Annotated in this window: 16 protein-coding genes; all 16 read right to left on the bottom strand. The window is 66.6% G+C overall.

The genetic code is table 11. The features are described 5' to 3' along the window. Nucleotides 1–18: 18 nt before the first annotated feature. Nucleotides 19–3,036 carry a phage tail tape measure protein gene (locus tag ACTQ0H_RS08910; RefSeq protein WP_441042105.1) on the bottom strand — a complete coding sequence of 1,006 codons (3,018 nt, stop codon included), beginning with the start codon at nt 3,034–3,036 and terminating at the stop codon, nt 19–21. After that, entirely contained in the window at nt 3,036–3,446 is a 411-nt protein-coding gene (locus ACTQ0H_RS08905; RefSeq protein WP_441042103.1) for a hypothetical protein, read from the bottom strand. Before ACTQ0H_RS08905 ends, ACTQ0H_RS08910 begins: the two co-directional genes overlap by 1 nt. A gap of 26 nt (nt 3,447–3,472) precedes the next feature. Further along, complete coding sequence (locus ACTQ0H_RS08900; protein ID WP_441548072.1) at nt 3,473–3,988, bottom strand: hypothetical protein; 516 nt, start codon at nt 3,986–3,988, stop codon at nt 3,473–3,475. A 72-nt stretch (nt 3,989–4,060) separates the two neighbouring features. Then, nucleotides 4,061–4,567: a phage tail tube protein gene (locus ACTQ0H_RS08895; RefSeq protein WP_441042099.1), complete on the bottom strand. Its 507-nt coding sequence runs from the start codon at nt 4,565–4,567 to the stop codon at nt 4,061–4,063. 9 nt (nt 4,568–4,576) lie between these two features. Beyond that, on the bottom strand, nt 4,577–4,846 hold the full coding sequence (locus ACTQ0H_RS08890; RefSeq protein ID WP_441042097.1) for a hypothetical protein: 270 nt from the start codon (nt 4,844–4,846) through the stop codon (nt 4,577–4,579). Then, complete coding sequence (locus tag ACTQ0H_RS08885; RefSeq protein ID WP_441042095.1) at nt 4,843–5,217, bottom strand: hypothetical protein; 375 nt, start codon at nt 5,215–5,217, stop codon at nt 4,843–4,845. Before ACTQ0H_RS08885 ends, ACTQ0H_RS08890 begins: the two co-directional genes overlap by 4 nt. Further along, nucleotides 5,214–5,552: an HK97-gp10 family putative phage morphogenesis protein gene (locus ACTQ0H_RS08880; protein WP_441042093.1), complete on the bottom strand. Its 339-nt coding sequence runs from the start codon at nt 5,550–5,552 to the stop codon at nt 5,214–5,216. The genes ACTQ0H_RS08885 and ACTQ0H_RS08880 overlap by 4 nt, the downstream gene beginning before the upstream one ends. Continuing rightward, a complete protein-coding gene (locus ACTQ0H_RS08875) occupies nt 5,549–5,959 on the bottom strand; it encodes a DUF6093 family protein (RefSeq protein ID WP_441042091.1) in 411 nt (136 codons plus the stop codon). The genes ACTQ0H_RS08880 and ACTQ0H_RS08875 overlap by 4 nt, the downstream gene beginning before the upstream one ends. Continuing rightward, nucleotides 5,946–6,332, bottom strand: coding sequence for a hypothetical protein (locus tag ACTQ0H_RS08870; protein ID WP_441042089.1), 387 nt, complete (start codon nt 6,330–6,332; stop codon nt 5,946–5,948). The genes ACTQ0H_RS08875 and ACTQ0H_RS08870 overlap by 14 nt, the downstream gene beginning before the upstream one ends. A 175-nt stretch (nt 6,333–6,507) precedes the next feature. Then, the gene (locus tag ACTQ0H_RS08865; RefSeq protein ID WP_441042087.1) at nt 6,508–7,530 is read right to left on the bottom strand and encodes a major capsid protein; all 1,023 of its coding nucleotides are present in this window, start codon (nt 7,528–7,530) and stop codon (nt 6,508–6,510) included. Nucleotides 7,531–7,533: 3 nt separating this feature from the next. Continuing rightward, on the bottom strand, nt 7,534–7,923 hold the full coding sequence (locus ACTQ0H_RS08860) for a hypothetical protein (RefSeq protein ID WP_441538882.1): 390 nt from the start codon (nt 7,921–7,923) through the stop codon (nt 7,534–7,536). A 2-nt stretch (nt 7,924–7,925) separates the two neighbouring features. Next, the gene (locus ACTQ0H_RS08855; RefSeq protein WP_441042083.1) at nt 7,926–8,549 is read right to left on the bottom strand and encodes a hypothetical protein; all 624 of its coding nucleotides are present in this window, start codon (nt 8,547–8,549) and stop codon (nt 7,926–7,928) included. Between the two features lie 36 nt (nt 8,550–8,585). Then, on the bottom strand, nt 8,586–9,452 hold the full coding sequence (locus ACTQ0H_RS08850; RefSeq protein WP_441548071.1) for a hypothetical protein: 867 nt from the start codon (nt 9,450–9,452) through the stop codon (nt 8,586–8,588). Nucleotides 9,453–9,459: 7 nt separating this feature from the next. Beyond that, nucleotides 9,460–10,791, bottom strand: a complete 1,332-nt coding sequence (locus tag ACTQ0H_RS08845) for a phage portal protein (protein WP_441042079.1) — start codon at nt 10,789–10,791, stop codon at nt 9,460–9,462. A 19-nt stretch (nt 10,792–10,810) separates the two neighbouring features. Beyond that, nucleotides 10,811–12,418: a hypothetical protein gene (locus tag ACTQ0H_RS08840; protein ID WP_441069373.1), complete on the bottom strand. Its 1,608-nt coding sequence runs from the start codon at nt 12,416–12,418 to the stop codon at nt 10,811–10,813. Further along, on the bottom strand, nt 12,418–12,852 hold the full coding sequence (locus ACTQ0H_RS08835; RefSeq protein WP_441548070.1) for a hypothetical protein: 435 nt from the start codon (nt 12,850–12,852) through the stop codon (nt 12,418–12,420). The genes ACTQ0H_RS08840 and ACTQ0H_RS08835 overlap by 1 nt, the downstream gene beginning before the upstream one ends. Nucleotides 12,853–12,941 lie beyond the last annotated feature (89 nt).

Raw genomic sequence — 12,941 nt, 5'->3', positions numbered from 1 at the left:
CCAGCGGAGCCAGTATCATCAGCGTCTCCTCACCGTCGATGCCGACCGACGGCCAGCCATCTCGATCCGCGCATCCACCAGCCGCTCCACACCCGAGGTCGGGTCCACCATGACGATCCGGGCACCAGCCAGACCGGCAGCAACCGCGTCCGCGACGCCGGATGTGTCGAGAACTGGGGTGGTGTGCGAGATGCCGCCACCGGCGTAGGTGCGCATCCCAATCAGGCTGGCCGTCTCCCGGAGGATCGACTGCGCTCGAGGGCGGCGCCAGTCGTTGGCGAGCGGAATGTACGCCTCGCCGCCCGTCTCCGGCTCGGCCCAGATGCGCCAGTCGCCCGCTCGCGCGATCTGCGGCAGGTGCCCGTTCGCCCGGTCGGTGTACAGCCCGCCAGAGGCGTTGATAGTTGCCCTGTTTCCGCCGCCGACCATCTCCCGGCCGTCCTTGGAGACATGGACTTTGATCGTGGCAGTGCGGGTCCGGGCTGCGTCCGCCAGGAGCCGGTTCGCGGTCGCGAGGTCGCCCCGCTCCACGGCGGCGAGAATGCTGGTGCGCACAGTGTCGGGCACGCCGTCAAGCTTGGTTTTCCACTGATTCAGGCGCGCATCGGCGGCCGACTTCTCCAACTGGACCGCGGTGCTGATGTTCTTCGGTGTCTTGAACAGCTGGTCAATGTAGGCGACTGCCGCGGCCTTGCTCCCGAGGTATTGGGTGGCGACCTTGATCATCTGGTCGCGGTACTGGCCGTGGATAGCGATGATCGACTCGATCGACTCACCCTGTTTGGTGCGTTCCTCGATGTCGCGCTGCGCATTGCTGACCATGTCCAGCATGACGCGGTTGTTCGCAATGCCAGCTTCGGTCGTCCGGTCGAACGCGCTCTTGGCCTGGGCGTGCCCGCCAGCGACCTTTTCGGCCCACTCCTTGGCGGCCTTGCTGCCGTCCAGCACGGACTGGTTGAAGCCGAGCTGTGCGTCGAGCATGGCGACGGCAGCGTTGTTGGCGGCGAACAGGCTGTTGACATACTCGTCATAGCTTCGGGTCGCGGCGTCGGTGGCGGCAGAGAGTTCCTTCTGCTGTTTCGTCAGCGCCTCGGATGTCGAGCCTGCGTCCTTGGCGGCGATCTGGGCGGACCGGACGGCGATGGGGATGTCGCCACCCATCCAGCGCACGAGGTCCTCGTTGGACAGGTTGAGCAGGTCGGTGTATCCCGTCGCCTCGGCCAGCGCCGACGCCTGCGCCCGCAGCCCCTCCGCATAGGTCGGGAACTGGCGGATGAGAGAATCGTTATCGACACCCTGCTTCTTGGCCGCCTCGGCCATGCGGGCGAACGCGGCGGCGGCCTTGTCGGCGTGGCCGGTGCCAACCATCTGGCCGAGCGCCTGATCTGCTCGCCGGAAGCCCTCTTCCAGTTCCTTGAGTGCGCCCAGATTGGCCGATGCGCCTGCAAAAAGGTTGGCCATCGGGTCAGAGCTGTTCCGCAGGTCATCCCACTTCCTCAGCTGCTCGAACGCCCCTTCGACGCTCAGTTCGATCTTCTGCCAACCCATGCTCGTCTGAGCCGCGAAGTCTTGGCGAGACATTGCGGCGGCGGCGGATTCAGTGGACAGGGCCAGCTGATCCATCAACGAAGCGGTTTGCTCAAGCGTCGGTTGGCCAACCCTGACCTTTTCAAACACCATGGAGGCGACTTCGAGCGCCACGAAGGCCAGGCCCACAGCGCCAGCGGCCCTCCCCATGGCTCCCAAGGCGCCGATGAACTTGGGCTGGGCTGCCTGCAACGCCAAGAGCGCGGTACGGAACTCGACAGCCGCCGTCGTGGCCTTCATGATCAGACCAGCGGCGAGCGCGAACCCGCCGAACGCGGCCAGCAGCTTGAGGACCGAGGCGGCCATGGTTGGATGCTCAGCAACCGCGTTGATCAGTTCGGTCAGCCACTGCACGACGCTCCGCAATGGGGCTTGGGCGTCTGTGCCCATCTTGATCAGCAGTGTCTCCCACGAGCCGCCGAGCACCTGCAAATCGCCGTTCAGGTTGTCCAGCAGGCCTGCGGCGACACGGGCCGCGTAGCCGGAGTCGTTGACGTTGTCGACCCACTGCTGGATACCCTCAGCGCCCTGCTCGTACAGCACCGACGCGTTGCGGATCGCGAACGAGCCGAAGATCGTGGACAGGGCCGCCTGCCGCTGCTCCACGGTCAGGTCGCCCAGCTTGTCCTTGAGCTGGCCGGCGAGGTTGGTGATGCCCACGAATTGGCCCTCGGCGTCGTAGGCGGAGATGCCGAGCTCGTCCATGGCGCGCTGCGCCTCTCTGGACGGCTTCGCCAGGGCCAGCAGCATCGACTTGAACCCGGTGCCCGCCTCGGCGCCGATCATGCCCGTGGAGGCGAACGCGGCGAGAGTGCCGACGGTCTCCTCGATGGAGACGCCGAATTGGGAGGCGACGACGCCGGACTGCTTGAGCGCCTGCCCCATGTCCCCGACCGAGCCCATGGCCTTACCAGCTCCTGCGGCGAGCAGGTCCGCGACATGCCCAGCGTCCTTGCCCTTCAGCTTGAACTGGACGAGGGCGGCGGATGTTGTTTCAGCGGCGTCGGCGACGCTCAGCTGGCCGGAGGCAGCGAGGTTGAGTGCGCCCCGCAAACCGCCCGACAGGATGTCAGCGGTGGACACGCCAGCCTTCGCCAGCGCCGTGATGCCGTCGGCGGCTTCGGTGGCCGAGAAAGCAGTGTCGCGCCCAGCGTCGAGCGCGGCCTTGCGCAGGCCGGCGATCTGTCCACGGGCCTCCTCGCCAGTGGCGGCAACCTCCGCCATCGACTGCTCGAACGATGCCGAGGCGCGGACGGCCATCGCGACCCCGGCCATGGCGGCGGCGCCGAGGCCGATCATCGCAGTGCCAGCGCGGCGCCACCCCTCCGTCTGAGAGGCCTTCGCGGTCGCCGCGCCCAGAGTCTCCACCGACGCCTTCGCGCGACCCAGCGCCGCCGTGAATCCTTCCACAGAGGCAGCGAGAATGACCTTGACATTGCGGTCAGCCATCAGGGCCTCCCTTCGGGGTGCTCGAACGCGAACCACTTGAGGTGGTGGGTGGGGACGGGCTGGTCATGGTTGGCAGCCTCGAGGGCCTTGACGTGCTTGCTCTGCACCTGCTCCAGCACCTCGCAGGGGCGGCAGCGATACATGCCGACGCGCCACCGTGGCCGCTTGTCCGGCTCGGCGTCGTTGTCCCACAGGCCACGCTCGTAGGGGGTGCCGCAGCCGGGGCAGCACTGCTTCTCCCACGCGTCGAATGCGATCCACAGCGACCGCTCCCACGCGTCGAACTCGGGGTCACGGGTGGTGATGGTTGTGCCGTCGGGGCGGGTGGTGGTGACCGTGGTCGGCTCCCACCCGTTGAATCGGCGCAGGCTGACCCCCAAGCTGCGGGCGATCGCCAGATCAGTCCGCAACTCGGCGTCGGAGGCGACAACCTCAGCTACATAGGAAAATCCGGCAGCTCACCGAGGATCGCGTTCAGTTTCGCGTTGTGGGCCTCCAGTTCGGGAAGCTCCATGTTGTCCACGAGATGCGAGAACCGGGCCTCGTCAATGTCGGCGATCGTCTCACCGTCGAGGGTGGTGGCGTGGGTGAAGCAGCGGCGCATGAGGTTCCCGTACACGTCGGTCGCGGGGCCCTCGGTGTCGATGGTGGCGTAGAACTCCCTCGACTCGGCGGGGAGCAGCGCCCGGTAGTGGATGAGGATCGACGCCTCACGCAGAGCGGCGCGGGCCGCTTGCACAGCCTTCTCGGCCGCCTGACGCCCCGACGGCTTGGCTCCGAGCGATCCCGTCTTGGGTGCGTCGTCACCGGAGGGGCAGGCGTCCAAAGCGTTATTGGCGGCCTCCCAGGCCTCCCACAGAGCGGGGTCCAGGCAGACAGGGGCGGTGGTGGTGCGCCGGATGCTCGACTTCACTCGGGCGTCCAGCAGCTGGGCGTACTTCGATTCAGACATGGTGGCCTCTCTGAGATGCAGCCACCCCCTACGCGCGAGGCCATGCGGTAGGGGCTGGCTGCGATTGGGGGGTTAGGACGCGATGGTGGCGAACAGCCCGGCGTTGCGTCCATCGACGGCGAGCGCGACGCGGACCTCGTACACGGCACCCTCCTCGACCCCGATAGGCACGAGATCGACGGCGGCGACGCGAGCCTTGATGACCTGAGCCTTCTGCGATGCTGCAGCCGGGGTCGTGTGCTTCAGTCCGGGCCGGTGGATCAGGTATACCACCGAGTCCTCCACGAACTTCTCCGAAATGGTCTCCGCCTGGGGGTCGCCGATCTTGATGGTGAGCGGCTCGAGGTTGCGCTCGCGATTGCCGACGCGCTTCTTCGCGACCTTGTCGCACAGGTACTGCGAGCTGGCGTAGGAGACGTCGGTGGAGATGCCGAACGACTTGATGGAGCACTCGATGGCGGTGCCCGCGTTGTACTCGGCGACGGTCGGCTTGTCGAGGTCCGCGACAGCGGGGGCGACGATAACGGCGGAGTTCTCGAGAACCTCCACGCCGTCGGGATTGAAAACAGTGAGAGACATGGGGGCTCCTTAGATGTTGGTCTTGAACTTGGGGTGTGCTGGGTTGCCGTTGGCGTCGACGGCTGGCGACTTGAGTGGCTTGTAGCGGGCCTTGTCAGAGTCCGCGAGGTTGGCGGAGATGGTGATGTGGTGTCCGGTCGCGGTGTCGCGGACACGCACGACGCTCACCCCGATTCGGGTGACAGCGGCCATGTCGGCGTCGGTCGCCTCGGCCTCCTCGGCCTCGGTCGTCTCGATCTCGACCGGTTCGGACTGGTCGGCGGCTCGGGTGGTGGTCATAGCTGGTTCCTTCTGATGCGGACGGTGAAAACGAGAGTCGCAGACATGCGGACGTCGCCAGCAGGGCCCTCGGTCACCAGTGGCCCGGATGATTCCTCGACCATCGCCGAGTCGGCACCGAACGGCTGGCACCTGTTGAGGGCGGTGCGGACGATCGTCACCGCGTCCCGGACGCCGGGGCGGGTGCGGGCCACACACACGGCGCTCACGTCGACCCTGATGTGCGCCGACGGGGCACAGATGCGGCGCTCCGACTCCAGACCGGTGTCGTAGTACAGACATACGTACCGGCCCGGTGGGGTCGCTGGCGGTTCCCCGTCATAGACGGTGAGGGCCGGGATGCGTGCCGCGAGGTCGTCGTGCAGGCTCACAGGATGTCCCCCGCGATCTGCTCAATCCGCTTCACGTAGGCGTCCTTCTTGGCTGCCAGCGCGGGCCCGAGGAACGGCTGCGGACCGTGCCGGGAGGTACCGAACTCCTGGAACACGCCGTGGCGCGCATCGGCGGCCACGACAGCGACGAGACCCTTGGCGTGGCTGACGATCGAGTTGGCGAGCGCACCGGATCGGCGCGGAGCGCGGCTCTTCGCCTCCGATGCCACCTCCCTGCCTGCGGCGGCGGTCGCCTTGATGACCTCTTGGGTGACCTTCGACGACGCCTTCCCGAGGTCGACGGCGAGCTTCGTCAACTCTGCATTCTCGGTCATGGCGTCTCGATCACCGATGCGGTGAAGCGGCGCTTGACGACGCCGAGACCGTTCTGGCGGACTGTCTCCACCGTGAACCGGGCGCCGTCGAGAGACGGGTCGCGGGGGCAGTGGTTGACGACCATGACGTGACCCTCCCTGAGCGCATCTACCCACCACGGCACCGAGCAGCGGTAGGCGCGGGACGTGACGGGCTGCTGACCCGTTGATGTCACCTGCCCGGCCATGGAGCCGGGATCGACAGCACCGACGCCGGCGTAGACCTCGGGGCCGAACATCTCCACCTCGGAGCCGTCCACGAACTCGTAGCGGCGATGGGTGTAGATGGTGACGTCGCAGTCCATCTCCGACTGGGCGTGAGCGCGGAGGGTGTCGAGGGCGTCGCGGGTGACCTCACCAAGCAGCATGACGGCCTGCCTGATAGGCGGGGTTGATGCTGAACGCCTCGGACTCCCGTCCGCGATCTGGGGCCAGCAGGTCCCAGTGCGCGGCGGTGATGCGGAACCAGCCCGTGTCGGCGGTGTCGTACCGCACCGACGTGGACGAGTCATCGACAGCGACCTGAGTTGCTGTGACGCCTCGCCCCGGCGAGGTGAGGCGGTCGGCGACCACCTCGGACACCACCAGGGCGAGGGCGTCACTGTCGAGCGCCTCGAGGGGGCCGAGGCGGTCAGCGATCATGCGTTCAACCACCGCGATCCACCGCTGAACGAGGACTGTCTCATCGCCACCGAGGCTCGCCCTGCGGGCGGCGATGCGGACGTCCTCGACGGTGGTCACTTCGACCGGCCCCGCGTGGCAGGCTTCGGCTTCGACGGGGCCGGGTCGTCGGCGGCCAGCAGATGGTCGCCGATCATCCCCTCAGCCCAGTCAGGTACCGCGTCGCCACTGCGGAGCGCCACCGGCTGACCAGAGTCAGGGTGGCGCACCACAGTGGTAGCGATGAGAGTGCTCATCACAGCACCTTCACGGCCATCGACAGGTTCGCGTTCGCGAGGACCGGCAGCGCGATCGCGTCACCGACCACCTCGGCGATCATCGGCACCGTCTGATGCCGCCACAGCCCTGCGACGAGACCCGGCATCTCCGCATCGACGAGCGAGAACTTCGGATCGGTCGCGGTCAGGGTCTGACCCCAGAACGTGGCGCCGAGCTCGGTCCCGTTGTAGTCATCGATGGCGGTCGGCTCCGGCAGGAAAAGCAGCGTGTCGTCAGGGATGACGCGCCCGCTCTTCGTGCGCCGGTCGTAGATGATGATGTCGGGCAGGCCGGCTGAGGACACGATGCCGCGAACATCCTGCTCCATCGGGCGGCGGAACGCCCCAGCAGCGGTCTGGCCCTGCATGACCTTAAGGCCGGACAGGGCGCGGAACACGCGGCGCGGCATGACGATCGCGCCGGGTTCGGTGCCGTTGCGGGTGGAGTACAGGTCCATCCACGTCTCGAGTTGGGTCAGTCCGTCCGTGGTGTCGGTCGACCAGAGGCTGTTCGCGGTGATGGTCAGGTCGGCGTCTCGACCGAAGTCATCGCTGGTCTTGTAGTTCGACTGCGTGATGGTCGCCTTGCCTGTGGCGAGCACAATGCCACGCATCCGCTCCACCGCATCAGCGATAGCCAGCACGCACCGGTCGGCAGCGCGGAAGCCTGCGTTACGGATCGAGTCGTCAGAGGCGTTCCGGTGCCGCAGCTGGGCGTACTCGCTGATGCGCTCCTTGCGAGACACAGCAGGCAACTCGATGATGACACGACCCTCGGGCGGGGTGTCGCCGATCTCGGGCTCAGCGTCGTAGGCGCGCCACTTCGCCTCATCCACGAGACCGTTCTGGCCCTTGTGGAAGCGGGCGGAGATGTCGTCCACCTCCCGGTTCGGGAGGAACTGGGCGAGCGAGCCCTTGCGGCGCTCGATGGCCGACAAGCCCTCACGGACATAGCCGGTGAGCTCGGCAGGGTCGATCAGGTCAGTCCACAGTTCAGCCATGGATCAGCCCTCCTTCACGAGGTCGAACTTCGACGCGTCGGAACCGGTTTGCGGCTCGACGTGCGCCTTGGGGAGCTTGGAGACGTTGATCGAGCCGTGCCACACGACGGGCACCGCGAGATCAGAGACCCCATCGGTAGCCTCGTCGGAGAACAGAAACCCGAGCTTCTCGCCCGAGGCACCCGTCCACGGCTCGATCGCGCCGAGGTTGGCGATGTTGAGCTCCAGGCCGGACGGGAAGAACCCCTTGGGGTAGTGCCCATCGGTCAGGCTGGTGCCCTTGGTGAACGTCGACACGTCGAGCGTGCCGGTGTGGTTGTTGACAATTGCGTGAGCCGAGGCGAGCCAGGAACGATTCCCGCCCGAGAACGACTCAACCTTCATGCGAGGCATGGTCACTCCTTCTTCTGATGTAGTTGCCGGTAGGCGTCGCGGCCCGCTTGAACGGTGCCGCCCTTGTTGGAATCGCCCCCACCTCGCCCGATGGACGGGTCCGGCTTGGGGCCGCGGGGCTTCGCGCCGTCGCTGCCGGTATGGTCGGCGGGTGCCAGCCGTGCCGCGAGGGCATTTAGCTGGTCTTCGCTGGTCGTCGCGACCAGAAGTTTGATGTCGTCCTCGGCGGTGATGCCGTGGGAGCGGGCCGCCCGTTCGACGGCCAGCTCGTGCTGCATGTGCTGCATCTGCGCCGCAACGTCCTCGACCGTCACCTTGGTTGGGTCGGGGGTCTCCGCGCCGGCGATCGCTGCCAGGCCGCGTTTCAGTTCCGACATCTGCTGCTCGAGCGCCTTGCGTCCGTCGCGTTCCCTCTGGAGGGCGCGGAGGCCGCTGTCGCCGAGCTTCTCGTCGGCCTTGTCGGCCTTGTCGTCATCCTTGGGCGCCTCGGGGGCCTTGCTGCCGTCGGAGGGTTCCTTGGGGGCCTCTGGGGCGCTGTTGTTGTCGGCCAGCATCGTGAAGCCTCCGAACAGGGCGCGGTGAGTGTCGATGATCTGTCGCAGATCGTCGGGCGTGTGGTGCGGCATCGTGCCACCTCTCTGGGGTTGGGTGCGCTGACTCGCTCAGCGCATGTACTTGTGTTTCCGCAGTAGCTGGATCGCCATGTCCTGGTCGTCGCCCGCCTTGGCGTAGATCGCTTTCGGGGTCCAGCGCTCCATCCTGCGAGCGCCGTACATGGTGCGGGCGCCGTTGGCTCGCAGCACCGACTTCTTTTCGCCGTCCTTGGTGATGCGGACAGCCGGCTTGGCGTTGATGACTTGGTTGATGTCAGCGCCGTCCTCGATCGCCCGAAGCTGGTCTCGGGTGAGGTCCTTGATGTCGGACACGTCCAGCGGCGGCACTGAGGGTTTATCCCGGTCACTGACAGCCACCAGGCGTCCATCGCAGCCGGGGTGCCGCGTGAACGACCTCGTGCCAGGCTTGAACAGCTTCCCGACGAGCACCGCGCACCGCTGGCACATCGGGGCGGGGTCCACGAACATCAGCGACGTGCGAGCCCTCCCAGTCGCCCCGACCATGGCGGCGTTACGGCCGGCTTCCGACACAGCCCAGTGGGCCATCGTCTGCGCCACCCTGCCGCCAGCGGCCAACTTCTGAGTGACCGTGCCCGGCGTCGCCCTGGCTGTGATGACAGCCGGATACAGGAGGGCGGGGATTGTGAGAACTGCCCCTGACGTTGGGTGCTCCGCCCATCCGCCGAAACCAGCCGGGTCGACCTCCGCCAACGCCTTCTCTGGGTATCCGGAGCGGTACAGGTCGTCGTCCACGCTGGCAGCGCCAGCAGCAGCGGCACCGATCTGCGCGGCCACCACCAATCGAGACAGAGGCGTCAGCTTCAACTGCCATTGAGCAGCCCAGTCGCCGCTCGCGCGGATCGTGCGCCACTCGCGGCCCACCATCGTGGCAGCGGCCCGCGAACGGGCCAGCATCGCCTTCTCAGGCGACTGTGGTGACATCGCCCGGAGCCGCCATCAGCGCCTGCACCAGCGGGTCGGCATCCTGCTCGCGGAAGTAGGCCCGCTCCCGTTGCTTGCGCCCCTCGTCCCATCCCAGTTCGTCCCACACGCCCTCGCGAGAGAGGATCGGCACGCCGCCAGCCATCTTCGTGAGGGCGTCGGCTCGCTGTGAGTAGGTGGGGGTCGCGGGATCGTGCCACAGCGCCCTGATCTCGTTGCCGGGGAGCCATTCGCCGGTGCGGAGGCGTTCCCGCAGGCCCATCACCCACGCCCACGAGTCACCGTCGTACACGTTCATGCGCTCGACGTTGCGGATTAGACGGGCCTCATCGGCGCGGATCGCGCCCTCCGACGCAGGATTGACGGTGTCTTGACCGAGGTAGCGGGTCGGGAGCCCCAACATCCCGCCACACCAGCGCAGCATCGCGTTCACGGCGTCGGTAAAGTTCGACAGTTGCGCCGCGTCCCACGACCCGAACTTGGCGTCCTTGTTCGACGTGACCTTGAGGATGGTCATGTATGCCTCCCACGTCGCCATGGGTTTACCCGTCTTGGGGTTGATGAAGTCTTCCTTCTTGACGCCAGCGGCCCACCGGTGGGGCCACGCCAACGCCTCAGCGCCGATCTGCGTGTTCGTGATGATGCGGGCGATCGCGTCCGTCATCGGGATCACGTCCGCCATCTCTGACACGCCAGTCCAGCGGCCCGTGCGGGGCCGGTTCAGGAACATCACGACCGGCACTCGGCCAAGCCCGTGCTCGTCAGGGTCGAACTCGTCGGCCCAGTCGTGGCCGTCGCGGATCAGATAGCGGCTCTTGTTGGGCAGGTACAGGGTGGCGCGCTGCCGGTCATCGTCGCCGGTGTAGGTGCGCAGCGCGGCAGTCATGCGCCGACGGGGATCGATCTCGACCGAGAACGCCTCAGGCGACTCCACGGTGATGAGCGGCTGATCGGGTTCTTCAGGGTTTGTGGACACGACCGCGAAGCCGCGCCCGAAAGTTCGGCAGTCCTTGTGCAGCAGCGATGACTGGGAGGGCAAGTTGTTGTACTCCCACGCCTCCTGCAAGCCGCGGTCGATCTTGTCGGAACCCGACCGCTGGAAGGCGCGCAACTGCTGGCGGCGCTCCGGCTCATCCACAGCCATGCGTGGCACGTTGATCGCGACCTCGAACATCCTCAGTTCGGGCGGCACGGCGAGACCGATCACGTCGATCTTCTGCAGGCCCTCGTAGTACATGTCGAGGTGCTTGTAGTCGCGCTTGATCTTCGGGGTCTTGCGGTGGAGGCGGTTCAGGACATCAATGTCACCCATGCCCACCTCCATTCATCGTCTAGGCGAAGCACCACACGGCGCTGTTCTGTGAGTCGTCATCGGTCCAGTCGGTGGCCAGCACAGCCCGTCTCGCCGCGTACGCGAGGGCGTCTGCCACTACGACGTCGATCTTGCGGGGGCTGTTCGGGTATTCCTTGCGGATCAGCCGGTACTGGCCGCGCCGCTTCACGAACGCGTTGCCGTAGTGCCGCAGCGCGTCCGGGTCGCTGCTCTGTTTCGTGGTGCCGTTCACGATGTCGGTGTGGAGCGTGTCCAGCGCCGGCCCCATCAGGGTGTCCGACGTCGTGGGGAATTCGACCACCACGTCCTCGCCGAACTCGTGCGCCAGGTCTGAGATGTCGCTGCGCCACTCGTGTGGGTCGTAGTGGCCTCGGATCACGCGATAGCGCTTGTGCGCCTCACGGATACGCTCCAGCACCTCAGTGCGCGGCACCTGCCATCCGATGCCGTCGACACCCTCGGGTTTCTCCCACAGTCCGATCGTCCACCGGTAGCCGTCTGACATCCGGCAGCCGCGGAGGATGGTCGAGTCGGAGTTCAGCGACCCGTCGAACCCGAGCGTGATCGCTGTGCCATCGGCAGGTTCGGGGCCGTCCATCTGGGCGTCCTCCACAGCCCTGAGCGCGATCCACGCATCCGAGGACGCCATGGCGCGGTTCAGGTAGTAGCGGGCACCCTCAGCCTCGTCACGGCACTCGGTTGGGTCCAGCATCGTCCGATAGGCAAGTTCAGGGGTCATCCACCCCGACACGGGGTCCATCGCCGCGCCGTACACGTAACGCAGCTGCGCCAGCGTGTGCTCGCGGTCCTCATAGATGCGGATCGGTCCCTTCGCCTCGCGATGGTGCACCAGCCATCCGGGGCCTAGTTGCTCGGCCTTCCAACGCTTGTAGATCGTCTCCCAGACGCTCTCCTCGCCGTAACGGAATGCGGTCGTTGTCAGCAGCGCCCACGGTTCGTCACGCGACCTCTTCGGTAAGTTACGCATCGTCGTGGCGTACATGTTCCGCAGCTCCGGGAGCACGTACAGGTGCACCTCATCCGGCACGAGGAACGTTTCCTTGCCGCCGTCCTTCGACGCGGCACCAGACGAACTCGAGCGGCACTCCCCACCGTTCGGCAGATAGATGTTAGTCGCTGAGCGGTAGTCGCGGATGCCCTTCACGCCGTCGTAGATGTCTGGGTGGTTGTCGTGTCCCCAGTCACCCATCACGAAAGCAATGTTTTGGAACGTGTTGCCCGACTGCTTCTCCTCGGTCGCGAGGCAGCGGACGAACGGGGAGCGGATCGGGCGTCCCACCGGCTGCCCGCTCGCATCCCAGCCGTCAAAACGCACCGGGGCCAGAGCCTCCGCCACGCCAATCAGGCCCGCGACCTCCGACTTCGCCCGACCCTTCGGCATTGACAGCACGCCACGAGAGATCAACCGACGCCCCGACGCCGGTTCGAGCTCGTAGGCGTCCACGATGAAGTCAAACATCTCGTCATCGAACGTCAACGGCTGCCCCTCCACCGGCCCAGGGCCATGGCAGGCATACGCCTCGAGCCAGTCGATGACGGCATAGCCGAGAGAGCACTTCTGCCCCTCGAACAGGGGGCGGAACATCAGCCTGCGCGCCGCTTCCGCGCCCGGTCAAGGCTCGACACCTTGCCTGCGGATGCGACCGACTCCACAGACTTCTGATAGGCACCCCTCGGACCCCGATACTGGGGCCGTCGACCCTCCACGTCCGGCAACCGCAGCGCCGCCAGCAGCTGCTTGAGGACCGTGGCCGTCGCGTTCGCCTCACGCAGCGCCGAGTTCACGACCAAGCTGGACACTCCGTTACCGTCCGTCTCAATCGACAGCAGCACGTCATGCTTGCCACGGATCGCCGCATCCAGAGAATCGAGCCGATCCTTTGCCCGGCACGCCTCCTCCAGTTGCACCAACTGCTCCGGCGTCAGCTCGAACACGTCCGCCACGCCACTCCACAAAGCGCGCCCACCATCCGCCAACGAGGCTGGACACGGGGCCGGGATATGGGGCTCGTCAGACATGCTCAACACCTCCAGCGTCGCGCCGATATGCATCTGGTGGTATCGCGCCACCAGAGAGAATGGTTTTCAGGCCCTGTAGACTGCGAGAC

It is taken from the genome of Collinsella sp. LCP21S3_A3, from assembly GCF_052118905.1.
Taxonomy (GTDB): Bacteria; Actinomycetota; Coriobacteriia; order Coriobacteriales; family Coriobacteriaceae; genus Collinsella.
The sequence above is the reverse complement of the archived record's forward strand: the minus strand, read 5'-3'. Positions and strand labels throughout refer to the sequence as shown.